At 57.5% G+C, this 25545-nt stretch carries 23 protein-coding genes; 9 read left to right on the plus strand and 14 right to left on the minus strand.

Annotated elements, in window-relative coordinates; translation table 11 throughout:
• Positions 1-57: 57 nt before the first annotated feature.
• Positions 58-1344, minus strand: a complete 1287-nt coding sequence (locus EL361_RS07360) for a (Fe-S)-binding protein (RefSeq protein ID WP_126378092.1) — start codon at positions 1342-1344, stop codon at positions 58-60.
• A 345-nt stretch (positions 1345-1689) separates the two neighbouring features.
• Between EL361_RS07360 and glpA the strand changes: the two genes are divergently transcribed.
• The 8 genes from glpA to EL361_RS07400 all read left to right on the plus strand — a co-directional run bounded on the left by glpA (position 1690) and on the right by EL361_RS07400 (position 10811).
• A complete protein-coding gene (glpA, locus tag EL361_RS07365) occupies positions 1690-3261 on the plus strand; it encodes an anaerobic glycerol-3-phosphate dehydrogenase subunit A (protein ID WP_126378094.1) in 1572 nt (523 codons plus the stop codon).
• Position 3262: 1 nt separating this feature from the next.
• Complete coding sequence (gene glpB / locus EL361_RS07370; protein WP_126378096.1) at positions 3263-4552, plus strand: glycerol-3-phosphate dehydrogenase subunit GlpB; 1290 nt, start codon at positions 3263-3265, stop codon at positions 4550-4552.
• A gap of 156 nt (positions 4553-4708) precedes the next feature.
• On the plus strand, positions 4709-5725 hold the full coding sequence (gene phnD / locus EL361_RS07375; RefSeq protein ID WP_126381351.1) for a phosphate/phosphite/phosphonate ABC transporter substrate-binding protein: 1017 nt from the start codon (positions 4709-4711) through the stop codon (positions 5723-5725).
• Positions 5726-5734: 9 nt separating this feature from the next.
• Positions 5735-6529, plus strand: a complete 795-nt coding sequence (phnC, locus tag EL361_RS07380; RefSeq protein WP_126378098.1) for a phosphonate ABC transporter ATP-binding protein — start codon at positions 5735-5737, stop codon at positions 6527-6529.
• A complete protein-coding gene (phnE, locus tag EL361_RS07385) occupies positions 6526-7317 on the plus strand; it encodes a phosphonate ABC transporter, permease protein PhnE (RefSeq protein WP_126378100.1) in 792 nt (263 codons plus the stop codon). The genes phnC and phnE (EL361_RS07385) overlap by 4 nt, the downstream gene beginning before the upstream one ends.
• Positions 7310-8107, plus strand: a complete 798-nt coding sequence (gene phnE, locus EL361_RS07390; protein ID WP_126378102.1) for a phosphonate ABC transporter, permease protein PhnE — start codon at positions 7310-7312, stop codon at positions 8105-8107. The genes phnE (EL361_RS07385) and phnE (EL361_RS07390) overlap by 8 nt, the downstream gene beginning before the upstream one ends.
• Positions 8108-8181: 74 nt before the next feature.
• A complete protein-coding gene (locus tag EL361_RS07395) occupies positions 8182-8970 on the plus strand; it encodes an HAD-IIB family hydrolase (RefSeq protein WP_126378104.1) in 789 nt (262 codons plus the stop codon).
• A 227-nt stretch (positions 8971-9197) separates the two neighbouring features.
• Positions 9198-10811: a sigma 54-interacting transcriptional regulator gene (locus EL361_RS07400; protein WP_126378106.1), complete on the plus strand. Its 1614-nt coding sequence runs from the start codon at positions 9198-9200 to the stop codon at positions 10809-10811.
• 118 nt (positions 10812-10929) lie between these two features.
• Here the strand turns inward: EL361_RS07400 and EL361_RS07405 are convergent, their stop codons facing one another.
• The 12 genes from EL361_RS07405 to nifH all read right to left on the minus strand — a co-directional run bounded on the left by EL361_RS07405 (position 10930) and on the right by nifH (position 22788).
• Entirely contained in the window at positions 10930-11175 is a 246-nt protein-coding gene (locus EL361_RS07405; protein WP_126378108.1) for a hypothetical protein, read from the minus strand.
• Between the two features lie 289 nt (positions 11176-11464).
• Positions 11465-12739 (minus strand): radical SAM protein, encoded by a 1275-nt coding sequence (locus EL361_RS07410; RefSeq protein WP_126378110.1) that lies wholly within the window; start codon positions 12737-12739, stop codon positions 11465-11467.
• A gap of 217 nt (positions 12740-12956) precedes the next feature.
• Complete coding sequence (locus EL361_RS07415; protein WP_126378112.1) at positions 12957-14324, minus strand: nitrogenase component 1; 1368 nt, start codon at positions 14322-14324, stop codon at positions 12957-12959.
• Positions 14321-15757, minus strand: coding sequence for a nitrogenase iron-molybdenum cofactor biosynthesis protein NifE (gene nifE, locus EL361_RS07420; RefSeq protein WP_126378114.1), 1437 nt, complete (start codon positions 15755-15757; stop codon positions 14321-14323). Before nifE ends, EL361_RS07415 begins: the two co-directional genes overlap by 4 nt.
• A complete protein-coding gene (locus tag EL361_RS07425) occupies positions 15747-16223 on the minus strand; it encodes a GNAT family N-acetyltransferase (protein ID WP_126378115.1) in 477 nt (158 codons plus the stop codon). The genes nifE and EL361_RS07425 overlap by 11 nt, the downstream gene beginning before the upstream one ends.
• A gap of 14 nt (positions 16224-16237) precedes the next feature.
• The gene (locus EL361_RS07430; protein ID WP_126378118.1) at positions 16238-16540 is read right to left on the minus strand and encodes a (2Fe-2S) ferredoxin domain-containing protein; all 303 of its coding nucleotides are present in this window, start codon (positions 16538-16540) and stop codon (positions 16238-16240) included.
• Between the two features lie 50 nt (positions 16541-16590).
• Positions 16591-17775, minus strand: a complete 1185-nt coding sequence (locus tag EL361_RS07435) for a NifB/NifX family molybdenum-iron cluster-binding protein (RefSeq protein ID WP_126378120.1) — start codon at positions 17773-17775, stop codon at positions 16591-16593.
• Positions 17776-17842: 67 nt separating this feature from the next.
• Positions 17843-19216, minus strand: coding sequence for a nitrogenase molybdenum-iron protein subunit beta (gene nifK / locus EL361_RS07440; protein ID WP_126378122.1), 1374 nt, complete (start codon positions 19214-19216; stop codon positions 17843-17845).
• A 163-nt stretch (positions 19217-19379) separates the two neighbouring features.
• Positions 19380-21020, minus strand: coding sequence for a nitrogenase molybdenum-iron protein alpha chain (gene nifD, locus EL361_RS07445; RefSeq protein WP_126378125.1), 1641 nt, complete (start codon positions 21018-21020; stop codon positions 19380-19382).
• Positions 21021-21194: 174 nt separating this feature from the next.
• Positions 21195-21569, minus strand: coding sequence for a P-II family nitrogen regulator (locus tag EL361_RS07450; RefSeq protein ID WP_126378127.1), 375 nt, complete (start codon positions 21567-21569; stop codon positions 21195-21197).
• Positions 21566-21922, minus strand: coding sequence for a P-II family nitrogen regulator (locus tag EL361_RS07455; protein WP_126378129.1), 357 nt, complete (start codon positions 21920-21922; stop codon positions 21566-21568). The genes EL361_RS07450 and EL361_RS07455 overlap by 4 nt, the downstream gene beginning before the upstream one ends.
• A gap of 38 nt (positions 21923-21960) precedes the next feature.
• A complete protein-coding gene (nifH, locus tag EL361_RS07460) occupies positions 21961-22788 on the minus strand; it encodes a nitrogenase iron protein (RefSeq protein WP_126378131.1) in 828 nt (275 codons plus the stop codon).
• A gap of 329 nt (positions 22789-23117) precedes the next feature.
• Between nifH and EL361_RS07465 the strand changes: the two genes are divergently transcribed.
• Positions 23118-24221, plus strand: coding sequence for a homocitrate synthase/isopropylmalate synthase family protein (locus EL361_RS07465; protein WP_126378132.1), 1104 nt, complete (start codon positions 23118-23120; stop codon positions 24219-24221).
• Between the two features lie 182 nt (positions 24222-24403).
• Here the strand turns inward: EL361_RS07465 and EL361_RS07470 are convergent, their stop codons facing one another.
• Positions 24404-25483, minus strand: a complete 1080-nt coding sequence (locus EL361_RS07470) for a TOBE domain-containing protein (RefSeq protein ID WP_126378134.1) — start codon at positions 25481-25483, stop codon at positions 24404-24406.
• Between the last annotated feature and the right edge of the window lie 62 nt (positions 25484-25545).

Raw genomic sequence — 25545 nt, forward strand, 5'->3', positions numbered from 1 at the left:
GCAAGGGAGCGCCCGTTTTCATTTCAATCATGATGGCTCACATTAAGCACTGACTGTTCAAAGCCCCAAGGCTTCCAGCTCCGGCCCGAGATAAGCGCGCTCGTTCTCGCCCAGAATTCCGAGGGACAGGCAAATCAGCGTCCAGAGGTGGACTGTATGCCAGTTCTCCTCAAAGTGATCCGCAAGGTCGTGAATCTGGGAGTGACAGTTATGGCATGGGGCAATGCAATAATGCGCGCCCGTGGCCACAATCTGATCCCGTTTGCGCTTGCCATATGCACGCCGAGCTTCATTATACCCGGACTGCAGGGAACCGCCACCACCACCGCAACAATAGTTGTTGGACTTGTTGGGGTGCATGTCCACAAAGTTCTCCTCGCCCACCACAGCCTTGACCACGAAACGCAGGTCGTTGGCGATGTTATCGCCCTGGGATTTGCGCACCAACTGGCAAGGATCCTGTACCGTGAATTTCAAACCCAATTCACGGTTCCAGTCGCTGTTCACAGGCAACTTGCCTTCGCGAATCCAGCGGGCGTACCAGGAAATGACGCTCTCCAGGGAAAACGAGGGAGTGATATTGAATTTTTGCAGCCCGGCCCGGACTGCGTAGAATTCGTGTCCTCACTCAGTATTGAGCCAGACTTTGCAGTCCAACTCTTCCACGGCCTCCACCTTCCCGCGCACAATCTTTTCCCAGTTTTTCTCGTCAGCGGCGAACATGCAATAGTTCTCCGCCGCCCACCCCAGGGTGGCATAAGTCCAATCAGCCCCCACGTAATCCAGAATCTTCCACAACGGAACCATCTCATCCGGCTCGGTCATGGGTTCACGAGAGTTCTGATTCAGGAAAAAGTGTGCACCCTTCTTGTTCAGCGGGGCCTGCAAATGCTCCTGCCCAGGCTGTGACTCATGGACCTCGTCCAAAACGTCTTCGACCACAAAGGCAAAGTCCTCAGGACTGGCGCCCATAGCCGAATGCGTGGCGGTTTTCAGGCTCTGATCGCAGGAAGCCACGATGCCTTTGGGCCGCTTTTCACGCGGCCAACAGGTACGGGCATAATAGATCAGACTCGGAATATCGATATTCATGGGGCAGACGTGCTGGCAGCGCTTGCACATGGTGCACATCCAGACCCAGGGAGTCTCGACCAGTTCCTGGTCCAGCCCCAGAGAGGCCATGCGCAGGAACTTGCGAGGATCCATGCCCTCAAGCCCAGAGGCAGGGCAGCCCGAGGAACACAACCCACAGGTCAGACACGTGGTATAATGCCCGTCCTGAGGCAATAATTCCATGGCTTTGGCCTTGAAAGAAGGCCGCTTGGAAGTGTATGATTCACTCATAATTTGTCCTTCATGTTGGCCGCCCCGGTACGGGGTGGCCTTTTCAATGGCGCGGTATACTACCCCCGCCCCGGCAAGGCAATTGCTCACACAACTATTCGTAGCCTGATCGATCACGCAAGCTATTTGCACCTTATCAGAAGTGGTACAATTTAGTGATAGAAAGGTTGCACTCAACAATTCGTTCAACTAGAACTACCCTGTTCGGGGCGTGCAAACACGCTTCGGCAGGCCACCAGGGGCAAAATGCCCGAAAGGAGTACCCCATGCAGCATGCGGCCATGTTCCCGCTGCACGACTCATCATACCCGCAGGCTCAGCCTGTGGCCACCGTGGAAGGCGCCAATGCAGACTGATGTTCTGATCATCGGTGCCGGAGCCACCGGCACGGGCATCGCACGCGATCTCGCCCTGCGCGGTGTGCACTGCGTGGTGACTGAAAGCGGCGACATCAATGCTGGCGCGTCGGGAGGCAACCACGGCCTGCTGCACAGTGGCGGGCGATACGTATCTAATGATACCGAAGCAGCCCGGGAATGCCACGAGGAAAACCTGCTGCTCAAGCGCTTGGCTCCCCAGTGCGTCGAGGACTGTGGCGGGCTGTTCGTTGCCGTTCAGGGTGACGATGAAAATTTCATCGCCGATTATCCCGGCTGGTGCGCCAAGGCCGGAGTCCCGGTCAAGACCATCGATCCAGATCTGGCCCGCGAAATGGAACCCGTCCTCTCGGACAAGCTTATCGCAGCTTATGAAGTTGCCGATGCATCCATCGATCCGTTCAAGCTTTCTCTCGAGAACATGGCCCACGCCAAGGCCCTGACCGGCTCCACTCTCTTGCGGCGCACGGCTGTGATCGGCTTCGATATCGAGGCCGGGCGCATCGTTCGAGTCCAATTGGTGAATACCGTTACCGGCGAGAAATCAAGCATCGAAGCCACACAAATCGTCAATGCCGCCGGGGCCTGGACCGACCGAGTCGCCGCCATGGCCGGGGCCGACATTTCCATGCTCTATTCCCAGGGCACTCTGCTGGTGACCCACGAGCGCATGACCGACCGGGTGGTCAACCGACTGCGTCCCCCCGGAGACGGAGATATTCTGGTTCCCGGAGGCACTGTTTCCATTCTGGGCACCACATCCGTGACCATCCCGAACCCGGACCTGGCCCGGCCCACCGTGGCCGAAGTGGACGTCAACGTCCGCCAGGGAGCGGGTATGATTCCCTCGCTGATGGATACGCGCTATGTCCGCGCTTACTGCGGCGTACGCCCTCTGATCAGTGCAGGCGGTGGCGATGGTCGATCCGTGAGCCGAGGCTTTGCCCTGTTCGACCATGAGGATGCAAACCTGTCGAATTTCTGTTCCGTGGCTGGCGGCAAACTGACCACCTTCCGCATGATGGCCGAAAAAACAGCCGATCTGGTGTGCCGCCGATTGGGCAACACCAAACCGAGTCTCACAGTCAGTGAACCTCTGCCCGAGGCCAGCGCCTGCGAATGGACCGAGCCCGGGCGCGCTCCCAAGCTGTGGGCAGCACGACACGACTCCGGCGATGAACTGCTGTGCGAATGCGAGATGGTTCCCGCCAGTGCCGTGGATGAAATCATCCACTCCTGCCGCGACGAGTTTCCCGACCCGGGACTTCAGGCTCTGGGCAAGCGCAGCCGCATTGGCAAAGGCTCCTGCCAGGGCGCATTCTGCGGAGTCCGCGTTGCCGCACACCTCTATGAAAATGGACAAATGGACTCTCGCCAGGGACTGGTCAAAATGCGTGAATTCTTCGAGGAACGGTTCAAGGGCCAGCGCCCGGCGCTCTGGAATGCACAACTCGTTCAGGCCGAACTGGCCGAAGCCCTGCACTGTGGTCTCCTCGGCCTGGAGCTGGTCAACCCTGATGATCCGCAGGAGGTGGAATAGCATGACGCCTTCCACCAACCTCACCTGCGATCTCGCCATCGTGGGCACTGGCATTGCCGGCATGGCCGCCGCAGTGTTCGCCCGCAAGCAAGGGCTCTCCGTGGTTCAGGCAGGCAGCACAGGAGCGATTTCCTACACAAGTGGTGTGTTCGACGTGCTGGGGGCCATCCCCGCCTCGGGCAAGGACGATGGGATCCGAACCATTCATCAGCCATTCGCCGGGATTCCGGCGCTGCTCGAAGCCTTCCCCGGACACCCCTATGGCAAAATCAGTCCAGAGGACATCCGCTGCGCTTTTCATGATCTGATCGAGTTCCTGCGCTATGCCGGGGTTTCCTATCAGGCAGGGAGTGACCGCAACTACCGCGTCATTTCACCGGCTGGAACACTCAAGCACACTTGGTGTGTTCCCAAGACGGTTCTGCCCGGGTGTATCGCCCTGGAGGAAAAAACCCCGACCTTGATCCTGGGTTTCAAGGGCCTCAAGGGCTTTTCCGCACGCCAGGTCGTGGCTAACCTGAAAGAATTCTGGCCCGGACTGCGGGCAGAGCGCATCGAATTCCCCGGGTTCGAAAGCGGAGAACTCTATACCGAGCAACTGGCGCGCACTCTGGAAACCCCAGATGCCAGGCAGCGTTTGGCCGAGGCCATCGCGCCCCTTCTGAGCGATGCCAGGGCCGTCGGGATGCCCGCTGTCATGGGCATGCACAGGCCCATCAAGGTCGCCCAGGACCTCGCCATGCGTCTTGGCGTACCGGTCTTCGAAGTACCCACCATGCCTCCGGGAGTTCCCGGAATCCGCCTCAAGGAAGCCTTCGAGGACAAGCTGCCTGAAATTGGTGTAGACTTGTTCTGCCAACAGCAGATCTCCGGAACAATACCGGCTTCGGATTCGCCATTTACCCTGCGTATAACTGGCCAACCCGTGGAGCGTGAGGTCAGAGCGAATCACGTGCTGCTGGCTTCGGGCCGCTTCCTCGGAGGAGGCTTGGCAGGCTCGTTGGACGGCATTGCCGAAACCGTTTTCGATCTGGACGTGGTTCAACCCGAAACCCGCTCGAACTGGTATCAGGTCGACTACTTTGATCCGCGCGGCCATGCTATACATACCACAGGGCTTCAGACTGATGATAAATTTCGTCCTTTGGACGAGAACAACGCACCGGTCCATCCGCGGCTCTTTGCTGCAGGGTCAATCCTGGCCCATCAGGATTGGATTCGGATGAAATGCGGTGCAGGCGTCGCCATTGCCACGGCCTACGCAGCCGTGGAGGCCATAGCCAAGCCATAATTTTTAGTTTTATACGGGTTCCCTACTGCAACGGTGGGAGCCTTGGTTGGTCGCTCTGCGATCACTTTCAAGGTTCGTTGCGGGAATCCGTGATGTGTCGAGGAGGAAGGTATGGAAGGCCATGCCTTGGGAGAAACCTTTGTGGAACAGGAGAGTATGATGAAAAAACTGCTGACCCTGCTGGCCATGGCTTTGGTCCTGGCCCTGGCAGCCCCCGCTTTTGCGGCCGACTGCCAGAATCGAGGCACTCTGGACGAGATGTACTGTGACAACGACAAAGACCTCACGGCCGATCTGGCCGAGGCCGGCCAGTGCAAGGACCCCAGCACCCTGGTGTTTACCTACACCCCGGTTGAGGACCCTGCAGTCTACCGTGACGCCTTCGCCGACTTCCAGGAGTACCTGGGTGAAGCCACTGGCAAAAAGGTTGTCTACTACACCGTGCAGTCCAACGCCGCCGAGGTCGAAGCCATGCGTTCCGGCCGCCTGCACATCGCTGGCTTCTCCACCGGCCCCACCGGCTTTGCCGTCAATCTCGCCGGTTATGTCCCCATCGCAGTCAAGGGTTACGCTGAAGGCTTCCAGGGCTACAACCTGATCGTGGTTGTCAAAAAAGACAGCCCCATCCAGAGCCTTGCCGATCTGAAGGGCAAGAAGGTTGCTCATACCTCCGCCTCTTCCAACTCCGGCAACCTGGCCCCCAGGGCCCTGTTCCCGCCCCTGGGCATCACCCCGGACAAGGACTACACCGTGGTCTACTCCGGCAAGCATGACCAGTCCGTTCTGGGCGTTGCCCACGGCGACTATGACGCCGCTCCTGTGGCTTCCGACGTGTATCATCGCATGGTGCGTGCCGGCCGTGTAGACGCGGATGCCCTGCGTATCGTGTTCACCAGCCCCAAGTTCCCCACGTCCTCCTTCGGCTACTCCAATCAGCTGTGCCCCGGTCTGGCGCAGAAGATCGTTGGTGCTTTCCACGCCTACCGCTTCACCCCCGAGATGGTGAAAACCTTCGGTGGAGCTGACCGCTTCTACCCCGTGACCTACGCTGCCGACTGGAAAGTCATTCGCGACATCGCCGCCGCCACGGGCACCAGCTACAACAATGCTGGTCTGAAGAAGATGGCAGAAAAAGAAGCAGCAAAGGCTGCCAAGAAAAAGGCAAAGAAGTAATAGAGCAATATGGTGAACAATCAAAATAATGGGAACGGGGGCCAAGGCCCCCGCTCCCTTACCGTCAACAATCTCGTCAAGGAATACGTCTCCGGCAAACCCGTTCTCAAGGGAATATCCTTTGAAGTTACGGGCCGGACGACTGTCGGCATCATTGGTCCTTCAGGCACGGGCAAGAGCACACTGCTCCGATGCATCAACCGCCTGATCGAACCCACCAGCGGCTCCATCGAAGTCTCAAGGCAGGAAATCACCTCTCTTTCCGGACGTGATCTGCGGCTGGCACGCCACTACATCGGCATGGTCTTCCAGGAGTTCAACCTCGTGGAACGCCTGACCGTCATTGAAAACGTGCTCTGCGGCCGCCTGGGATTCGTCCCCGTCTGGCGAGCCTGGTTGCGCAAATACCCGCAACAGGACATCGACCGGGCCTTTGAGCTGATCCAGATGGTCGGCCTTGAGGACTTTGCCACCGCCCGGGCGGATGAACTGTCCGGTGGTCAGCGCCAGCGCGTAGGTATTGCCCGTGCTGTGATGCAGAACCCGCACATCATCATGGCGGACGAACCGACCTCCTCGCTGGACCCCAAGACCTCCGTGGAAATCATGGAACTCTTGAACAATTTTTCCAGCACCCAGGATATTCCGGTACTCATCAACATCCATGATGTGAATCTCGCCAAGCGCTTCACCGACCGGATCATCGGCATGTCCGAAGGACACATCGTGTTCGACGGCTCTCCCGATGACCTGACCGATGAACACCTGATGCAGATCTATGGCGGCGAGGAGTGGCTGACATGAGCGCCCATTCCCAGACCCTGAGAAAACCGTTCCCGGCGAACAATCTCGCCCGGCTGGGTTGGGTGGCACTCGCGGTCTACACGATTTATGCCTTGAGCGCCCTGGACATCACCTGGGACCGTTTCGTGATGGGCCTCGGCAATGGTGCCGAATTCCTGGGCGAAATGATCCCGCCCAATTTCGAGCGCTGGAAGCTGCTTGTCGAGAACCTGATCGAGACCGTGGAAATCGCCATCATTGCCTCGGCATTCGGTATCACCCTGTCGCTGCCCATCGGGCTGATGTCGGCACGCAACTTGATGCCTGCCTGGGCCACATGGCCGGCGCGCACCGTGATCTGCGTGTGCCGCTCGTTCCACCCCGTGATCTTCGCCATTCTGTTCGTAAAGGCTGTGGGCTTCGGCCCCATGGCGGGCATCCTGACGCTGATCTTTGCGTCCATCGGGTTCATCGGCAAACTCTTTGCCGAGGCTATCGAGGAAATTTCCTTGAAGCCCGTTGAAGCCTGCAAAGCCGCAGGAGCACCCTTCCTGAGCGTCCTGATCTACGCGGTGTTACCCCAGGTGCTGAACCGTTTCATCGGTTTTGCCACCTACCAGTTCGACGCCAACATGCGCAACTCGACCATGGTCGGCATCGTGGGCGCAGGTGGTATCGGTGGAACATTGTTCGCCGCATTCCAGCGCTTTGACTACGACTTCCTGTGCACGATCCTGCTGTCCATCATCGGTTTGATCATGATCAGTGAATATCTGGCCGTGAAGGTCAAGGCGGTGTTCAATGACTGATCAACACTATGAATGGGAGCGTTTCACTCCGGCGCAGAGGCTGGCGCGATTCACCATTTTCCTGGGAATTGCCATCGGATTCATGCTCTCCCTGCGTACAGTGGAGATCATTCCCGAGTTCCTGTATGATGCACCGTCTCAAATCGGAGATCTGTTTGCCCGCATGTGGCCACCGGATACGGGAAGCTACGCGGTCAATATCCACGATGCCCTGATCGAAACGCTGAATATCGCAGGACTTGGCACCATGCTGGCGCTGCTGCTGGCACTGCCCGTGGGCCTGATGTCCGCCAAGAACATCACCCGTATTCCCGCGCTGAACTGGTTTGCCAAGCTCATCCTTGTCTCATCACGCTCGGTCAACTCCCTGGTCTGGGCCATCCTGTTCGTGGCGGTCTTCGGACCGGGCGCACTGGCAGGGACCGTGGCCATCGGATTCCGATCCATTGGATTCTGCGGCAAGCTGATGGGCGAGGCCCTGGAAGAATGCGACCCCGGCCCCATCGAGGCCTTAAAGGCCGCGGGGGCACCGTGGACCAGCATCTTCCTGAAAGGCTACTGGCCGCAAATTGCGCCCGCCTTCTGGGGAATCACCCTGTTCCGCTGGGACATCAACGTCCGCGAATCATCAGTCATCGGGCTGGTGGGTGCTGGCGGCATTGGTGTGGCTCTGGACACGGCTTTGAACCTTTTCCGGTGGGACGAAGTCTCCCTGATTCTGCTCTGCATCTTCGCGGTGGTCATCGCCGCCGAGATTCTGGTTACCAAGATCAGAGAACGGATCATCTAACCGACTCAATGAAATGAACGACATGGGCGCCGCTTCCACTGGGGGCGGCGCCTTTTTCACCCCGGAGAGCACTCATGAAGCCACTGGCCGAAATGCCCGAAGCCGTCCGTAAATCCATCCGATTCGTTCTCACGGACATTGACGACACCTTGACCGATGAAGGCCGCCTCGGTGCCGGGGCCTACGGTGCCTTGCAGCGCTTGCGTGAGGCCGGGTTGAAAGTCATTCCCATCACGGGACGTCCTGCCGGATGGTGTGATCACATTGCCCGCATGTGGCCTGTGGACGGAGTGGTGGGCGAAAACGGGGCGTTCTATTTTCGCTATGACGATTCCAAAAAACGAATGATCCGACGGTTCATGAAGGACGAGCCCCAACGCACCGAAGATCGCCGAAAGTTGGCCAAACTGCGCCAACGCATTCTGGCCGAAGTACCCGGAGCAGGATTGTCCGCCGACCAACCTTACAGGGAGGCCGATCTGGCCATCGATTTCTGTGAAGACGTCCCTGCCCTGGACAAGACTCAGGTCGCCCGCATCGTCGAGCTTTTCGAAGAAGCCGGTGCCCATGCCAAGGTCAGTTCCATCCACGTCAATGGCTGGTTTGGCGACTGGGACAAACTCTCCATGACCCGTCTGATGCTCAGCGAACAGTTCGATACAGATCTGGATGCCATACGCGACTCGATTGTCTTTAGCGGTGATTCCCCCAATGACGCCCCCATGTTCGGCTTCTTCCCCAATTCCATGGGTGTGGCCAATGTACTGGACTTCCGGGGTGAACTTGACGCTGAACCCGGCTGGATTTCCCACAGCAGGGGGGGCGCTGGCTTTGTTGAATTGGCAGAGCTATTGCTCGGCTAGCACTCCGCAAAAGCAGTATCCCTTCAGGGCCTTCACTACTCTATACATTATCCAAATATGTCAAACTAAGCTTTTATTATTTACATTTTTCAGAAGTGATATCCCATTATCGTCAAATCGCAAAAATTGTACACATTCATTCCCAAAAGAATATTCTTATATTTCATGGTATTAAACTCTCAGCGCACAGTCTTTAGCTTAGGCACCGTTGTTGCAATGCTCATCCCATGTCACGCAGCATCAGCGCCCTCAAGCTCCAGGTACTTTCGGAAGTCAGTGCCATTATCCACAAAGCCCTGAATCTGGAAGAGGCCTTGCAGGAAGTCTTGCGCATCCTGTCCTCGACCCTGTCCATGGAGCGCGCCACCGTTACCCTTCTGGACCGTGACTCCGGTCATCTGGTGATCATGGCCTCACATGGCCTGTCTGAACAGGAACGCCAGCGTGGTGTCTATCGCTCCGGCGAAGGTGTCACGGGAACCATCTTCCGCACCGTCAAACCGTTGCATATCCCTGATGTCACCTGCGACCCCCTGTTCCTGGACAGAACCGGGGCGCGAAGCAGCCAGGACTGCCGCATTTCCTACACGGGAGTGCCCATCATCCTGAATAACGAACCCATCGGCGTCCTCTCCGTAGACCGGCTGTTCAGCGGCGAAACCACCGTACAGGAAGACATCGAATTCCTGACCGTACTGGCAACGCTTATCGCCCAGTTCACAAAGCTCAATGAAGTCGTTCGCGCACGCGAGGAAGAACTACGACGTGAAAACGTGACTCTCAAATACCAGTTGTCCAAGGAAGCACGCGGCCCTTACATCGTGGGCAAGAGCCCTCCCATGCAGGAGGTGGAGCGACAGGTTGCCAAGGTGGCCCCAACTCGGGCAACTGTGTTGCTGCTGGGAGAATCCGGCACAGGTAAGACCCTTATCGCGCGCATCATTCACGACCTGTCCGATCGCAAGACCAACCCCTTCGTCAAGGTCAACTGCGCCAGCATCCCTGAAAATCTGCTGGAAAGTGAGCTTTTTGGATACGAACGTGGAGCCTTTACCGGCGCCACGGGTTCCAAGGCCGGGCGCTTTGAGGATGCCAACAAAGGCAGTATCTTTCTGGATGAAATCGGAGAACTTTCCCTGGGGCTTCAGGCCAAGCTGCTGAGGGTCTTACAGGACCGGGAGTTTGAACGTCTTGGCGGTAACCGGACTATCCGCACTGATGTACGCATCCTGACAGCCACCAACCGCGACCTGCGTGACCTGGTCGATCAGGGACGATTCCGCCTTGACCTGTACTACCGACTGAATGTCTTTCCCCTCACCGTGCCCCCACTTCGACGGCGCAAGGAAGACGTCATCGGCCTGCTCAACCATTTCCTGCGGAAGATGGCCCATGAGTATGGGCGCGACCTCTATTTCAGCCCCGAAGCACTGACATTGCTTAACAACCACGACTGGCCCGGAAACGTTCGGGAACTGGAAAACATGGTTGAACGGCTGGTGATCATGGCTGAAGCCAACCGCATTGACGCGCAGCTCATCGGTCTGGCCATGGAGCCGGAATCGACCCGCATCACACCCGAGTCCCATAGCTCAGAACCAGCGCCACAGGCGCAGCACCAGACCTCGCAGGGCAGAAAGCAATCCCTGAAAGAAATCGAACGAGCCGAAATCCTGAACGCCCTGCGCGAGAGTAATTGGATCAAACGACGTGCGGGTGTTGCACTGGGGCTTACCGAACGACAGATCGGATACCGCATCAAGAAATTTGGACTCGAAGAACGCGTGGCGACGGAGCGCATGCGTTGCCGCAGCGTGAACCAAATGAACACTGTTCCTTAAATTTGAAGGTAACTCCCACCCTCACTCGGTTGCAAGGAGTCCCAACTTGCAGCTGCACAAAAAGGCCCCTCGGATTCAATCCGAAGGGCCTTTTCAGTAGGAGTGCCGCTGTTTGGCGTTACGAGGCTGGGCCAATGGTTCGCACCGAGGCGATCATCTCCCAATCGTAATAGGTATTCATGGTCTTGCCATCGTCCTGGCAAGTCACACGCACAAACTCTTCGCCCAGGAATAAAACGGCCTCGCTATAGACCGGGCCTTCATTAACCTGCAGGGCAATGTCCTTGCGCAACTTGCGGGACATGGTGCCCTGCACGGGCTTGGAAGCATATTCAAACACTTTTTCCAAAGTTCCCTTGTTCATGTTCGTTCTCCCTTGTGAAAAGTTGATTACTTCTATTTCAAATAATTCGGACGGTTAATCACGGGGCAAACATAAAGTTCCTTCTTTGCCGCCCCGCGCAATCGCTCATAGGCGTTAAACGACGTAGTCGGCCCCCTCGTCCACCGTCGCAGTGCGCCCTGCCGAATCGTTCAAAAATGGTGTGGATGCGAGGCGAAAGGCGGATTTGAGATCGCTGCGTATTCCTCATACGCAAGAGTTAAAATCCGCCGCAGCAACAATGCAGGCACCCGTTTTTCACCGGTTCGGCTCAACCGCAGCCTTCGCCGCCGCCGGCCCCACCACAGCCCATGGCACAGCCGCCCTTGCGGGCCTTGAAGGCAGCCAGATCGCCATCACCGAAATGAGCACTCAAGACATCGCTGATGAATCCAGTACAAGCTTCCACCTGAATACCGCTCTCTTCCAACAGCAGACTTGGGGTTTCACCTGCTGCGGCGCAAAAGATGGCGCTGCAATCCTTCAAGGTCTTTGCCAAGGCCTCCCATCGCTTAGGGCCACAGCCCGCAGGCGGAGACTGACGTTCCTCGACCATGGACAGTGCTCCATCCTGTTCTGCCCAGATCTGGAAACGTGAAGCCTCGCCCAGATGCTGATTGACCAGCATGCCCTCGCGGGTTGCCACAGCCACATAGGGACGGGCCTCGGCAACGGGCAACTCCATCTTGGAGCAGGCCGAGAGGCAACCAGCCATTTCGCCTGAAATATCATTATCCAACAGGCCAACGGCATCGGCACGGCAACGCTTGCAGTGAGTCATCTGGGGAACATGAACTCCAGCGGCCTTACGCAGGGCATTGACCTCGGCCTTGGTGGGTTCTGGAAGATGCCCAAAACCGGTTCCTGGATTGGGATACATGGGGATCAGATTATGCAAATCCACATCCAGTCCCTTCATGACCCGGGCGATCTCCTCGACATGATGGTCATTGATCCCGGGAATGATGATGGTGTTGACCTTCACGGTGATGCCACGCGCCTTCAAACCACGGATGGATTCCAACTGACGCTCCAGAATCAGCTTGCCGGCATCCTTGCCGCGATAGACCACTTTACCGTCACGCACCCATTTATAGACCTCTCCACCGATGACAGGGTCCACGGCGTTGACCGTAACCGTCATATGAGTCACGCCCAGGTCGGCCACGTCATCCAGATATGGAGGCAAAGCCAAGCCATTGGTGGAGACACAAAACAACAAGTCCGGAAATTTCTCGCGAATGCGACGCATGGTACCCAGCGTCTCCAGCGGATTGGCAAAGGGGTCACCGGGGCCGGCGATGCCTGCCACCGTGATTCGCGGTTCCTTGGCCAGGACATCCTCCATGTATTTGGCAGCCTGCCCGGGGGAAAGCACTGCCGAGGTCACGCCAGGGCGGGACTCATTTACACAGTCAAACTTGCGATTGCAGAAATTGCACAGCACGTTGCACTTGGGGGCTACAGGCAAATGAACTCTGCCGCACTCGCCCTTGACGTCTTTGTTGAAACAGGGGTGCATGGTCTTGTTGCGTTCCGTGGTCATGGCGATTCTCCTTGCGATCAACTCGAATTATCCGTTTCAACAGGTAGCTTGTCAGTGTCTTCAATTCTGCGGCGAGGCGATTAATTCATTTCCCCGCAGGCTGCTCAAAAAATTCGAAGGCAAGGCATGAGAAAAATTCAAGTTGATGCGTATTGGGCATACGAGAGAGTTTGAATTTTTCGAGTAACGCAGCTTTCGGATACTTTTCAGCAGCCTGCTAAATGTAGCCGTAGCCGATGTCAGAGGTGTTCTGTTTGCGTTCGATGGCCAGATTGACCAGACTGTCGAACAACCCCAATGCCCCCCGGTAACCCAAGTGCAGCAGGCGCTGCCCACCGAAGCGATCATGGATGGGGAACCCGACGCGCAAGAGATCGGCATTCCAGTCACGGGCGTAGCGATAGCCCTTGCTGTTGCCCACCAACAGGTCCGGCTTCAGCTCTCCGGCTCGTGCAGCGATGTCGTGGAAGTCAACCTTCTCCATGACCTCAGGCATTTCAGGCAGCAGTCCGGCACAGGTTTCGTGCACGGCCTCGGCGAAGCCTCCGCCTCCTGCACCGGTGGCGACCAGCACGGGGCGTATTCCGATTTCAGCCAAAAGTGATGTCATCCCCAGAACCATATCCTCATCGCCGTAGACCACGGCCCGCTGCCCTGCGATGTACTTGTGACCGTCCACCAAGGCGTCCAGCAACCGTCCACGCTCAGCGGCGATAGCTTCTGGAATGGGCTGTCCGGTCAATTCGCTCAGGGTCTCCATCAAGGCATCTGTGGCGCGAAGGCCAATGGGCATGGGCAACTGGTGGTTAACCACACCAAATCGTTTTTCCAAGGAAGCCCCGGCGGTCTTGCGCCCCACCAGGCTGGTCCCGAATTCCAGAGAGGCTCGCGCACCCGACATGGAGCGGATTTCCTCCAGGGTCGTCCCCCCCGCTGCGATGGGCTGGTATTCGTCGTAGGTGGGACCATCCAGGGTGTCCGAATAGTCGGGCAATAACGTCAGTTCCAGATCGAAAGCTCGGCCAATCTCGCGCATATGGCGCAAATCTTCCGCAGACACGAACCCGGACATGACGTTAACGCGTCCGGTGGGCTCGACCTGGTCCACACACAACTGCTCGGCCAGAGACAGTACCGCGCCGTGGAACCCATCCATGTGCGTACCGGAAAAACTGGGCGTGGAGACCTGCACCACGGCGGGCAGGGGCAGATCGCCGAACTCCTGGCGGAATTCATGCAGAATCATATGCACATCGTCACCGATGGTTTCTGTCAGACAGGTCGTCGCCACCCCGATGACTTCGGGTGCGTATTTGCGCATGACGTTGATCAGGCCCTTCTTCAGATTCGGACCGCCGCCATAGATGGCATTCTTTTCGCCCAGAGCCGAGGACGCAATGTCCATGGGCTCACGGAAGTGGCTGATGATATAGCGACGCATGTAAGTGGCGCAGCCCTGAGAGCCATGCAGAAACGGAACCCCGCCAGCAACACCCTTAAAAGCCAGGGTCGCACCCAGTGGAGTGCAGAGCTTGCAGGCATTGGTGGTGGAGACGTAATTGGTCTTGGGAGCAGTAGCGATCATGACGCACCTCCTGCAGTGGCTGCGCAGGGCGGGCAACCCTTCCCTTCGGGGCCACGGGCCCCTGAGTCAACCGTACCTTCAGCCCGCCCGCGCCGCCTTGGCATGAAGTTCCAGACCGGGCTCATGGCCGAGGCATGGATCTCCAATGCAAAATTGTACATGCCGATGAAGCCTTCCAGAGCGATCTTGCGCTCGTGATTGTGGTCGCAGAACCCCACACCCAGCTTGAAGGCAATGGGTCGTTCCTTGACCCCGCCCACGAACACGTCGACATCCTTTTCCTTGATGTACTTGGACAGTTCGAGGGGGTTGGCATCATCGATAATGACCGTGCCGGGATCGGTAATGGTCGCCAACTCGCGATAGTCCTCACGGGTCCCGGTCTGAGATCCCACAAGCACAACTTTCATCCCCAGATGCCTGAAGGCCTTGATCAACGAGAACGCCTTGAAGGCCCCGCCCACGTAAATGGCTGCTCGCTTGCCCTCCAGGTCCTTGCGCAATCCGGCCAGCTTGGGCATCAGGGCTTCCAGTTCCTCGCGCACCAACTCGCTTGTACGGCGCTCGATATCCGGGTCGATGTCCTTGAAAAATTCGGCCACCTTGTACAGCGAGTCGGCCATGTCCTCGATGCCAAGATAGGAGACCCGCACGTGAGGAACGCCGTGCTCCTCTTCCATCATCTTGGCCAGATCCAGGGTCGCCCCGGAACACTGCACCAAGTTCAATGCAGCACCGTGAGCCCGTTGAACATCGGCCACCCGGCCATCACCGGTGACATTGGCCACGACTTCCACACCCATGCGTTCCAGATACTTACGGATGATCCAGATTTCACCAGCCAGATTGAAGTCACCAAAGATGTTCACGGACAGGGGACTAATGCCCGTGGTGTCAGCCGTACCCACAAGCCGGTTCATGGCCTTGCAGGCAGCGAGATAGCCTTCGCGCTTGCTGCCCTTGAAACCCTCGGACTGCACAGGCATCACCGGAATACCGAAGCGTTCCTCGACCTTGCGACACACCGCTTCCAGATCGTCCCCGATCAGACCGACGATGCAGGTGGAATAGACAAAGGCAGCCTTGGGCTGGTGACGCTCAATGAGTTCGACCAATGCGGCTTCGAGCTTTGTCTCGCCGCCAAAGATCACATCGCGTTCCTGCAAATCGGTGGAAAAAGACAAACGGTGCAGCTCCGGTCCGGAGGATAACGCCCCCCGGATATCCCAGGTGTAGACCGCGCAACCAATGGGTCCATGCACCAGGTGCAATGCATCAGCGATGGGATACAGCACCACTCGCGAGCCGCAGAACACGCAGGCTCGCTGGGACACGGCCCCGGCCAGACTCTCGCGGTTACAGGCCATGTCAAAGGGGCTTTCGCCTACAGTATGGATCTGACCCTTTCTTTCTTCGAGCAGCTCATTCTTCATGGGGCACCTCCGCGGTGCAAGCATCAGTAGTCCGTAAACAGATCATATTGGTCCGGTCCCATCCGCATCGATCATAGAATCCCAGGGCACCCGCGTTATCCCTGTCAGCCAGGAGTTGCATGCGTGTGGCGCCCTGCCCTTCGGTCCAGCGCCGCAAACGCCCCAACAGCCGTCTGCCAAGCCCACGGCCCCTGAAACGACTGTCCACCACCAGATCCTCCACCAGGGCGGAAGCCCCGCCCTCGGCAGTCGAAATGACAATCTGAGCCGTACACATGCCCACCGTCTGTCCATCCAGTTCCGCCATCAGCACGCAAGATCCCGTGTCGTCGACAAGCAGTTCAAGTCCCCGGCGCTGGCGAGCTTCATCGAACAGAAAATCCTGTTCCATGGCGCACAGTTCACCCAACAAAGGGAGAAGTTGCTCGATGTCGTGGTGACCGGCCTGACGAATAACGATGGGCATTGGGTTTTTTTCCTTTATGAAATCAAGTAGTCAGCACAGGGTTCGCCTTCTTCCAAGCCGTCCAGGATGGCATCGATGGCTTCTTCGCTATCCACACCCTTGAACCACCAGTTGTCAGGCTGGACGACCATCACCGGCCCGGACTCGCACTGCTTCAGGCAGCCTGTTGCGGCGATCTGACAATCCAATCCACGGTCCAGAATCTCTTCTTCGATGTATTGGAGAAAACCATTGGTTTGCTTGTGACAGAGTCCTTTGGGGTCTCCATTCGCGCGGAAGCTCTGACAGACAAGAATCATTCGTTCGGGAATCGCCATGGTCGTCTCCTTTGAGGTCTCAGTGGTTAATCATTCGAGGTTCAATTGTTTTAGCGTTTGCCGCCACGTCCCTTGCCCTTTTCCCCGCCACCAAAGAGGACATCAACGGCCCCCTCGGCATCGGCGTCGGTTACCAGCACCTGGATACCGTGACTTCCCAGGATCTTGCGTGGACTTTCCCCCGCTCCGGCAGCCAGGAGTACAAAACAGTCGGACAGGGTCAGGGCCAATTCTTCCCAACGGGAATCACCGCCACCGGGCGCTGGAGCCGGACGCGTGCCCAGCAGACACGGCAACCCATCTTCGCGAGGCCCGTAAATCAAAAATTTGGGTGCCTGTCCCAGATGCAGGTCGATCTCCATGCCGCTTTCGCTGGCCACGGCAACATTGACGCGTGGGCCAGAGGGCTTGGGCAGGACCGGTCCAAGGCCGACGGCTTCCGATACGGGGCGTTCCAGCCCCATCAAATCCCAACCGCAGGTTTCTTCCTGAGGCATCAGCTTGAGGTACCTGCCTGCGGCCTCGCGCACTTCGCGCATGATTCCCAGGCCGGGCTGCACCGCGAGATAGTCCTCACTTCCTTCCAGCGCGCGGTACGGCATCACCGCCATGATCGAGGCTCCGAGATCGGCCACGGTATGAGCCACGTCCCTGATATGAGCTTCGTTACAGCCTCGGTAGACAGTGGTGTTGACCTTGACGGGGATTCCAGCCCCCACAAAGGCTTCAATGGCCCGAAGCTGATCTGAAACCAGCAACTCGGCTGCATCAGGCAGACACAGGTTCCTAGTGCCGGGACGAATCCAGGCGTAGATCATCTCCGCCACCTTGGGGTCCACGGCGTCAACCAGCACGGTGATATGCGCCAACCCCAATTCTGCCAGAGCATGGGCATGACCCGCAGCACCCAAACCATTCGTGGTCAGGCACAAAGGCAGCTCGGGATATTTTGCCCGCACCAACTTCAACGTCTCCAGAGTGGATTCGGGAGTCGCCATCGGATCACCCGGACCGGTAATGCCCACGATGCCCAGTTCCGTCCCGTCCGCAAAAACAGAATCAAGCAGGGCCAAGGCCTCGGCCGGAGGCAAAGCCTGTGTCCCGACAGAACTACCAGCGAATCGGATACGGGCCGTGGCGCGTGGTGCAACCGACAGATGCAGCCTGCCGACACGCTTGCGCGCGCCGGGGCTGAAACAGGGATGTTCGCCTTGAATCGAGTGGACAGTGGCCATGGCTGCTCCTGCTGAACCTGTTGTGAGAATCATTGCGGGGGAGGTTCGTCCTCCCCCGCAAATGGGCCTAGTAGACGAGTTCGAAGCTTTCTTCGGGAGCATCGCGATCCGTACGGTCCAGCAATCGTCCCAGGATTATTTCCAAAAGCCGCAGGCCTCCCTTGTAGCCGACGGTGGGGAAGTACTGATGTCCCACGCGGTCAATGATCGGGAAGCCGAAGCGGACCAGCGGAATATCCTCATCACGGGCAATGTACTTGGCGTAGGTATTGCCAATGATCAGATCCACAGGCTCGTTCTTGATCCACTGGTGGAGCAGGAACATGTCACCCTTGGCAGCGATATTGACCTTGAAGGGCACATCCGCCGTCAGTTCTTCAAGTCTGGCTTTGACCTTCTTGCTCTGTGTTCCGGTCACGATATGCACCGGGCACATGTCGATGGACACCAGGAATTCGGTCAGGGCGATCACCTGGTCGGGATCACCGGCCAGAGCAACCTTCTTGTGATAGAAGTACTGGTGCATGTCCGAGATCATATCCACCAGCTGCCCGCGCTCACGGCTCACTTCTTCGGGCACGTTGACACCGGCAATGATGCGCAAGGCATCCACGAAACGGTCAGTGGCCTTCAGGCCAAAGGGCATATCCAGCACCTTGCAGGGGACCTTGTGCTGGGTGTCCAGCAGGCGGGCTGCATCGGCAGAACACCATTCGCCCAGAGCCAGGGTGCCGATGGCATCACCCGTGCTCTTGAGTTCCTTCACGGTGGTGCCACCTTCGGGGAACATGGAGTATTTGCCGGACAGGGGGCCGTTGAGAACACCCGAGGTGTCCGGGAACATGGTGATGTCCACGCCAACCAGGGCAGACAGGCGTTTGATCTCTTCCATATCGGCGGGCTCGACCCAGCCGGGAATGACGTTGACTTTGCCGTTCTTCACGCCAGTGGACTCGGCCAGCTTGACCATACCTTTGACCATGTTGGAGAAGCCGGTCACGTGCGTGCCCACATAGCTGGGTGTATTGGCATAGATGACGTGTTTGCCTTCAGGGACTTTGCCGTCTTTGGTGGCCTTGTCCGTGATCTGTGGCAGATCGTCGCCGATGGTCTCGGACAAACAGGTGGTGTGCACGGCCACGACTTCGGGCTCATACACAGTGAACATGTTGTCCAGAGCCTGAACCAGGTTGGCCTGCCCACCGAACACGGATGCGCCTTCGGTGAAGGAGCTGGTTCCAGCGGAAACGGGTTCCTTGTAGTGCCTGGTCAGCATGCTGCGATGATAGGCACAGCAGCCCTGCGAACCATGACTGTGGGGCAGGCATCCGTGGACACCCAAGGCCGCGTACATGGCCCCCACCGGCTGGCAGGTCTTGGCGGGGTTGATGGTCAGAGCCTTGCGCTCAGCGACCTCATTGGGAGTATGTCTCAATAACATTGTAATCTTCCTTCTCAGTTGTTTCTCTTCGCGGGCCGCTCAAATCGAGCCGGATGCGAGGAGCCAGGAGGAGTCAAGGCGGACGCGTAATACTGATACGCGAGGGTTTGAACCAACCGCTGCGACAAAGCAGACGGTGCGGTTTCAACGGCCCGCCGCTTCGCTATTCCCAGACGTAAGTAGCCGAGAGCTCGGGACTTTCCTGCCAGGGGGCCTTCATGTAACTCCAGACCTTGCTGTTCGTGAGGCGATCGATCTCCTTATAGAAATTGATCGCGCCCTTGAACCCGGCGTAGGGGCCGCCGGAGTCATAGCTGTGCAGCTGTTTCATGGGCACACCCAGCTTCTGAATGGAGTACTTTTCCTTGATACCCGCGCAGAAGATGTCGGGCTTCAAGATCTCCACCAGTTTTTCAGCCTCGTACTGGTTGCAGTCGTCGATGATCAGGGAACCCTTATCCATGTCAGGAATCAGGCCTTCGTATTCCTTGAACTTCAAGCCACCCTCTTCCAGAGCTGCCAACTCGGCTTCGGTTTTGCGCGGCGCATACCGGGTATCGTCGGCCTCGACAGTGATTTCCTCGATGTTACGGCTATCCGCATCCACCTTCAGATTGGGGATCACATGTCGGCCTTCGTAGTCGTCGCGGTGGGCGAACTCGTACCCGGCTGAGAGGGTCTTCATTCCCATTTCAGAGAACAGATCCTGATAGTGATGAGCACGAGAGCCACCCACAAACATCATCGCGGTCTTGCCTTCGGTACGGGTTCTCACGTCGGCAACAACAGCTTCGATCTCAGGCATTTCTGCGGCGATGACGGCTTCGATCTTCTCGATAAACGACTTGTCGCCGAAGTAAGTCCCGATCTTGCGCAGACTCTTGGCCGTGGATTCGGCCCCGATGAAGTTCACCTTGATCCAGGGGATACCGAACTTGGTCTCGAGCATGTCAGCCACATAGTTGATGGAGCGGTGACACATGACACAGTTCAGGTCGGCTTTGTGGGCTGAAGCGAACTGATCGTAGGTGGAGTTGCCCGAGAAGGTGGCGATGTTGGTGATACCGCACAGTTTCAGGATGCGATCTATCTCGAATCCGTCGCCGCCAATATTATACTCGCCGAGGAGGTTGATTCGGTACTCACCGGGCTTCTCCTCGTCGTTCTCGCCCACCACATGTTTGAAAATCTGGTTGTTGGCGATGTGGTGACCAGCGGACTGAGACACACCCTTGTAGCCTTCGCAGGAGAAACCAAAGACGTTGCAGTCCCCGAACTTCTCTTTCATCTGCTTCGCCACGGCATGGATGTCGTCGCCGATGAGCCCCACCGGACAGGTGGCGAAGATGGCGATGGCCTTGGGATGAAACAGGTCGTAGGCTTCCTGAATGGCAGCTGCGAGCTTCTTCTCACCACCGAAGATGATGTCCTTATCCTCCATGTCGGTGGAGAAACAGTAAGGCATGTAGTTTTCATCACCTTCGCCCGAAGCGTCAGTCTGGTTGCGCCTGGTCAGCCAGGAGTAGAATCCGCAACCGATGGGACCGTGAGTGATGTTCACGATGTCTCTGGTGGGCCCCAGAATAACGCCCTTGCAGCCTGCGTAGGTGCAGCCGCGCATGGTGATGATTCCCGGAATGGTCCGCACATTGGCGGTGATTTCCGGAGTCTCATTCTCCAGAGCTTCGTTGATCATTATCTGCTTGGCTCGCTTGCGGGCCACCTTGGGGGGATACTTCTTAAGCATCTCCTCCTTGATGTCGGTGGGCTCCCATTTCACGAGCTTCTTTTTGGCTGTGGCCATGTCTGCTCTCCTCAGAGGGTGTTATCTAACTGGTAAAACAGTACCTTTTCACTGGGCGCTCACGAATTTCGAGGGCAAGGCCCGAGAAAATTTCAAGACCGATACGTATTTGCCATACGTAAGGGTTTGGATTTCTCGAAGTAACGTAGCCATCGGAAGATCGTGGGCGGCCAGTTAAACGATTGAGGCGGCGCCGGTCTCCCCGGTGCGGACGCGGACGGCATCTCCGACCGGCACGACGAAGATCTTTCCATCGCCGGGCTTGCCGGTCTTGTTGGCCGCGACAATGGCCTTGACCACGTCATCCACGTCTTCCGTGGGGACCACTGCGGTGACGATGCGCTTGGAATACAATTTTCCACGCTCGCCCAGCAGTTCCACCGCCTCTTCATAGCCCGCACCAGCACCCTCGAGGACCTTGCTGTCGACCAGCCCCTTGCCTCGGCCCTGGGCCTCGTTGGCAAAGAACGCGTCCACCCCGGCATCGGTCAGGGCCTGCTTGGTGCGGTTCATCATGTTCATGCGCACGACTGCGATTATTTCCTTCATGCCGGAACTCCCTCGGAAGCGGCGGCGGTATCCTGCACACCGGAACTGATGGTGTAGACATCCTCAACATCCGTGACGAAGATCTTGCCGTCACCGAAATTGCCTTTCTTGCCCGAACGGGCTGCGGTCATGATGGTCTCAATGACAAAGTCCTTGTCCACGGCGTTGACCACACTCATGAGCATGGTTTTGGGGATCTCGTCGTAGGTGACTTCACCGATCTTGATGCCGCGCTGCTTGCCGCGTCCCGCCACGGAGTATTTGGTCACGGCCGGGAATCCGGCGTCCATGAGTGCTGCAAGGACGTCGTCTGATTTCTCGGGCCGAACAATGGCTCTGATCATGATCATCATTATAAATTCTCCTGAAATTTCAGTTATTATCGATTTAATTAGGCAGCCAGCAGGCCGTAGTCCAAGAGCAGCTGCTCCAGTTCCTCAATTTCCAGGGGGGTGGGAACAACGAACATCTCGTTCTGATCAATGGCAGTGGCCAGGTTGCGGTAGTGATCGGCCTGACCCGCCTCTGGGTTCCATTCGATCACGGTCTGACGATTGATCTCGGCGCGCTGCACGTCGTTGTCGCGAGGCACGAAGTAGATCATCTGGGTCCCCAGCTTCTTGGCCAGCTCCTGAATCATCTCCTTTTCGTTATCCACGTTACGGGAGTTGCAGATCAGGCCGCCCAAGCGCACGGAACCGGATTGGGCGTACTTCATGATGCCCTTACAGATGTTGTTGGCCGCATACATGGCCATCATCTCACCGGAGCAGACAATGTAGATCTCTTCGGCCTTGCCATCACGAATAGGCATGGCGAATCCACCGCAGACAACATCACCAAGGACGTCGTAGAAGGCATAGTCGAGATTCTCACTCTCTTCGTATGCGCCCAGGGACTCGAGCATGTTGATGGAAGTGATGATGCCACGACCGGCGCAACCGACGCCCGGCTCAGGACCGCCAGACTCAACACACCAGGTGCCGCCGAAGCCACCCTTGCGGATATCTTCGAGTTCCACATCCTCGCCTTCCTCGCGAAGGGTATCGAGCACGGACTTCTGAGCCAGACCACCCAGCATCAGGCGGGTCGAGTCTGCCTTGGGGTCACAGCCCACAATCATGACTTTCTTACCCATCGCGGCCAGACCTGCGACGGTGTTCTGAGTGGTAGTGGACTTGCCGATGCCGCCCTTTCCATAAATTGCGATCTTACGCATGGTGTGCCTCCGAATGTTTGGCGTTTGGGGTTGCAGGTGTTTGCCCTCCTTAAGGCAACGGCCGTGCCAAAATCGATTAAATGGCGCAAGGCGCTAGAATAATTACACTAAGACGAAAAAGGAGACACTGAAACACCCTACAAAATCACTTCTCATGAACCTACATAAACGTAAGAACCTACAATTATGTCGGGTTTTATGTCGGCTCAGAATCAGCGCACAAAAATGTCATCACACTGAAATCAAAGGAGTTTTAATAATGGCACAAGTTCTGCTCTTTCAGGTCAACCGAACCGAAACACCTTCCGAACATTTAAGGAGACAGAACAATGCTCATCGACACCACACTGCGCGAAGGCGCCCAGACCTACGGGGTGACTTTCGACAATTCAGCATGCCGTGAACTGATCAAAACACTTGCCACTGCAGGCATTGAGGAAATCGAAGCAGGGTGGGCAGGCCAGAAAGAACTTGGGGAACTTCTGTCCTGGGCCCGGGGATTGGTGGGCAACACAGCACTGTCAGTCTGGGCACGTCTGAAGGCCGTGGACATCGATCTGGCCGCAGCGGCAGGAGCCGACCGCCTGAACATCGGGGTTCCCGTGTCCGACGCTCATCTGGGGTCCCGATTGGGGACCACCCGCGACAAGCTGCTTCTGGAACTGAGGGAACTCATTCCCCTGGCCCGCAATCGGGGCTTTGGCTACGTCTCCATCGGTCTGGAAGACGCCTCTCGGGCGGATATGGGATTTCTGCTTCAGGTCGCCCGGAGGGCAGCAGAGCTGGGGGCGGATCGCGTCCGCATCGCGGATACCGTGGGGATCATGGATCCGTCAGCGATGATGGAATTGACAACGACACTGCGTAACATTTTCCCCGCCCATATCGCCGTTCATTGTCATGATGATTTTGGCATGGCTACGGCCAATGCAGTCTCGGCTCTCAGGGCTGGGGCCGATTTCGCCGATGTCTCGGTTCTTGGTATCGGTGAACGCACCGGTGTCTCGCGCCTGGAGGAGGTCGCCTCGTTCATGTCACTGCGCAGCGCAGATAAACGTTATGACCTGTCTGCCATTCGCAAAGCGTGTCGCATGGTGGAGGAATTGGCGGATATCGCGGTGCCACGCAACAAGCCCATCTGCGGTCGTGACATCTTTGCCTGCGAATCAGGACTGCATGTGGATGGCCTGCTAAAGGCTCCTGCCCTGTACGAACCCTTTCCCCCTGAAGCTGTGGGGCAGACTTCGTCAGCCAGACGCATTGAATTCGGAACCAAGAGCGGCCGCTCAGCCGTGGGAGCCGCGCTCAAGCAGTTGGGACGGGCGGGTAACCCAGGGAATTTGTCCGCCCTGACCGAGGCGGTACGAGACGCGGCCCGGGATCTGGGCCGTCCATTGACCAAGCATGAAGTCGCAGACGCACTCGGCGCATAGTAGAAAGGAGGAAAGACGATGTTACAAAGAATCCTGATTCTTACCCTCTGGCTGATCCTCTGCTTGGGCTCAAATGTCCTGACTGCTGATGAATATCATACTGGACTGGTAAACGAAATTCACGCGCCCTCTTTCGAAACAGAAGGGAGGACGTGGTGAAATGGAACCCGCAACCGCGACTGCTACAAGCTGTTCAGCACCACCACCAGCGCCTTGAAGCGAAACTCCATCAACTGGCCGATTACCGGATCGAGCTGATCCAGAGTGGCTCCAGAGACCAGAGCACAAAGCGAAGTTCCGTCTGCGGCCTCGCCGATGATCTCGCCGATAACCGCAGTACGTTTGATGCCCGTGATCACTGCCGGAATGCGGTTACGATCCAAATCGGTAGTGGCTCCTGCCTGCCCCAGATCCACCAATGGTGCCTTAACTGTAGCCGCCACCGGGGCACCCGGCTCAAGTCCCAGGTTCATGGCGCTCTCTTGGGTAATCAGCGAACACAGTTCTGTGCCGAAGTCAGTTTTCAGGATCACCTCAGCCATGACTCCGTCGCAACGCACTTTCAGCACACGGCACAGAAAGGTATTGCGCGCGCTGGTGCGCAAAGCTGCATCGTCCGGGGCGAGCCGACGCACAATGCGTTGCGCATCCTCCTGGGAATACGCCTGGAACACACAGGTCAGATCCGTGGAGGACTGTCCAAGAATATCACGCACAACCGTCAGTGGAACCCCGCTCCGCAACAGTTCCACGGCACGGGAAGCCCGCAGCCCCCGGGGCGCGGCCAATGTCTTGGAACACCCCGCCTCTGCTGCGCGAGCATAAAAAATACGTCGAACATATCCGGGGTCCACCTGAAACAGAGTCCCTTCGAGCCCCGCTCCAAGCGGACCATCAAGGAAGCGATCCAGTTCCCGGCACAGAGTCACTGGCAGCGGCACTGTTCGTCGAGCGCCATTCTCACCGAAGACAGCCTCGCCACTCTCCAAATCAAGATCACAGCGGTCATCCAGAGCCTGCACCTCACCCAATCGCGCCCCGCTATAGCGCAGCATCAAAAACAAAAGTCGCATCCGTTCACGCGAACGACGGCGATCAGAACGCTTTGCAGCGGCGCACCAGAGCTTGAAACTCCGCTCCAAGGCCACCAATTGCGCTGGTTCAAGATGTCGCACTCCATCGGGCACCGTGAAGACTTCGCACGGAGCGAGTTTTTGAGAGCGTTCCTTGTGTCTTTCCATCAATGCGGAGTCATTAACCATGCGTTTTTTCCTAACAGTCACGGTTATACCGAGATGCGTGACCAGCTTGCCGGAGTCGCTGC

The organism is Desulfovibrio ferrophilus (genome assembly GCF_003966735.1).
Taxonomy (GTDB): domain Bacteria; phylum Desulfobacterota; class Desulfovibrionia; order Desulfovibrionales; family Desulfovibrionaceae; genus Desulfovibrio_Q; species Desulfovibrio_Q ferrophilus.

Excerpts from the sequence above, each read along its gene's own strand:
- phnE (WP_126378100.1), top strand. The coding sequence starts at position 6,526 with ATGAGCGCCCATTCCCAGACCCTGAGAAAACCGTTCCCGGCGAACAAT.
- EL361_RS07425 (WP_126378115.1), bottom strand. The coding sequence starts at position 16,223 with ATGCCCATCGTTATTCGTCAGGCCGGTCACCACGACATCGAGCAACTT.
- EL361_RS07430 (WP_126378118.1), bottom strand. The coding sequence starts at position 16,540 with ATGGCGATTCCCGAACGAATGATTCTTGTCTGTCAGAGCTTCCGCGCG.
- EL361_RS07465 (WP_126378132.1), top strand. The coding sequence starts at position 23,118 with ATGCTCATCGACACCACACTGCGCGAAGGCGCCCAGACCTACGGGGTG.
- EL361_RS07400 (WP_126378106.1), top strand. The coding sequence starts at position 9,198 with ATGTCACGCAGCATCAGCGCCCTCAAGCTCCAGGTACTTTCGGAAGTC.
- EL361_RS07435 (WP_126378120.1), bottom strand. The coding sequence starts at position 17,775 with ATGGCCACTGTCCACTCGATTCAAGGCGAACATCCCTGTTTCAGCCCC.
- glpA (WP_126378094.1), top strand. The coding sequence starts at position 1,690 with ATGCAGACTGATGTTCTGATCATCGGTGCCGGAGCCACCGGCACGGGC.
- nifH (WP_126378131.1), bottom strand. The coding sequence starts at position 22,788 with ATGCGTAAGATCGCAATTTATGGAAAGGGCGGCATCGGCAAGTCCACT.
- EL361_RS07450 (WP_126378127.1), bottom strand. The coding sequence starts at position 21,569 with ATGAAGGAAATAATCGCAGTCGTGCGCATGAACATGATGAACCGCACC.
- phnD (WP_126381351.1), top strand. The coding sequence starts at position 4,709 with ATGATGAAAAAACTGCTGACCCTGCTGGCCATGGCTTTGGTCCTGGCC.
- nifD (WP_126378125.1), bottom strand. The coding sequence starts at position 21,020 with ATGGCCACAGCCAAAAAGAAGCTCGTGAAATGGGAGCCCACCGACATC.
- phnC (WP_126378098.1), top strand. The coding sequence starts at position 5,735 with ATGGTGAACAATCAAAATAATGGGAACGGGGGCCAAGGCCCCCGCTCC.
- nifE (WP_126378114.1), bottom strand. The coding sequence starts at position 15,757 with ATGAAGAATGAGCTGCTCGAAGAAAGAAAGGGTCAGATCCATACTGTA.
- EL361_RS07405 (WP_126378108.1), bottom strand. The coding sequence starts at position 11,175 with ATGAACAAGGGAACTTTGGAAAAAGTGTTTGAATATGCTTCCAAGCCC.
- phnE (WP_126378102.1), top strand. The coding sequence starts at position 7,310 with ATGACTGATCAACACTATGAATGGGAGCGTTTCACTCCGGCGCAGAGG.
- EL361_RS07470 (WP_126378134.1), bottom strand. The coding sequence starts at position 25,483 with ATGGTTAATGACTCCGCATTGATGGAAAGACACAAGGAACGCTCTCAA.
- EL361_RS07455 (WP_126378129.1), bottom strand. The coding sequence starts at position 21,922 with ATGATGATCATGATCAGAGCCATTGTTCGGCCCGAGAAATCAGACGAC.
- EL361_RS07395 (WP_126378104.1), top strand. The coding sequence starts at position 8,182 with ATGAAGCCACTGGCCGAAATGCCCGAAGCCGTCCGTAAATCCATCCGA.
- nifK (WP_126378122.1), bottom strand. The coding sequence starts at position 19,216 with ATGTTATTGAGACATACTCCCAATGAGGTCGCTGAGCGCAAGGCTCTG.
- EL361_RS07415 (WP_126378112.1), bottom strand. The coding sequence starts at position 14,324 with ATGATCGCTACTGCTCCCAAGACCAATTACGTCTCCACCACCAATGCC.
- EL361_RS07410 (WP_126378110.1), bottom strand. The coding sequence starts at position 12,739 with ATGACCACGGAACGCAACAAGACCATGCACCCCTGTTTCAACAAAGAC.
- glpB (WP_126378096.1), top strand. The coding sequence starts at position 3,263 with ATGACGCCTTCCACCAACCTCACCTGCGATCTCGCCATCGTGGGCACT.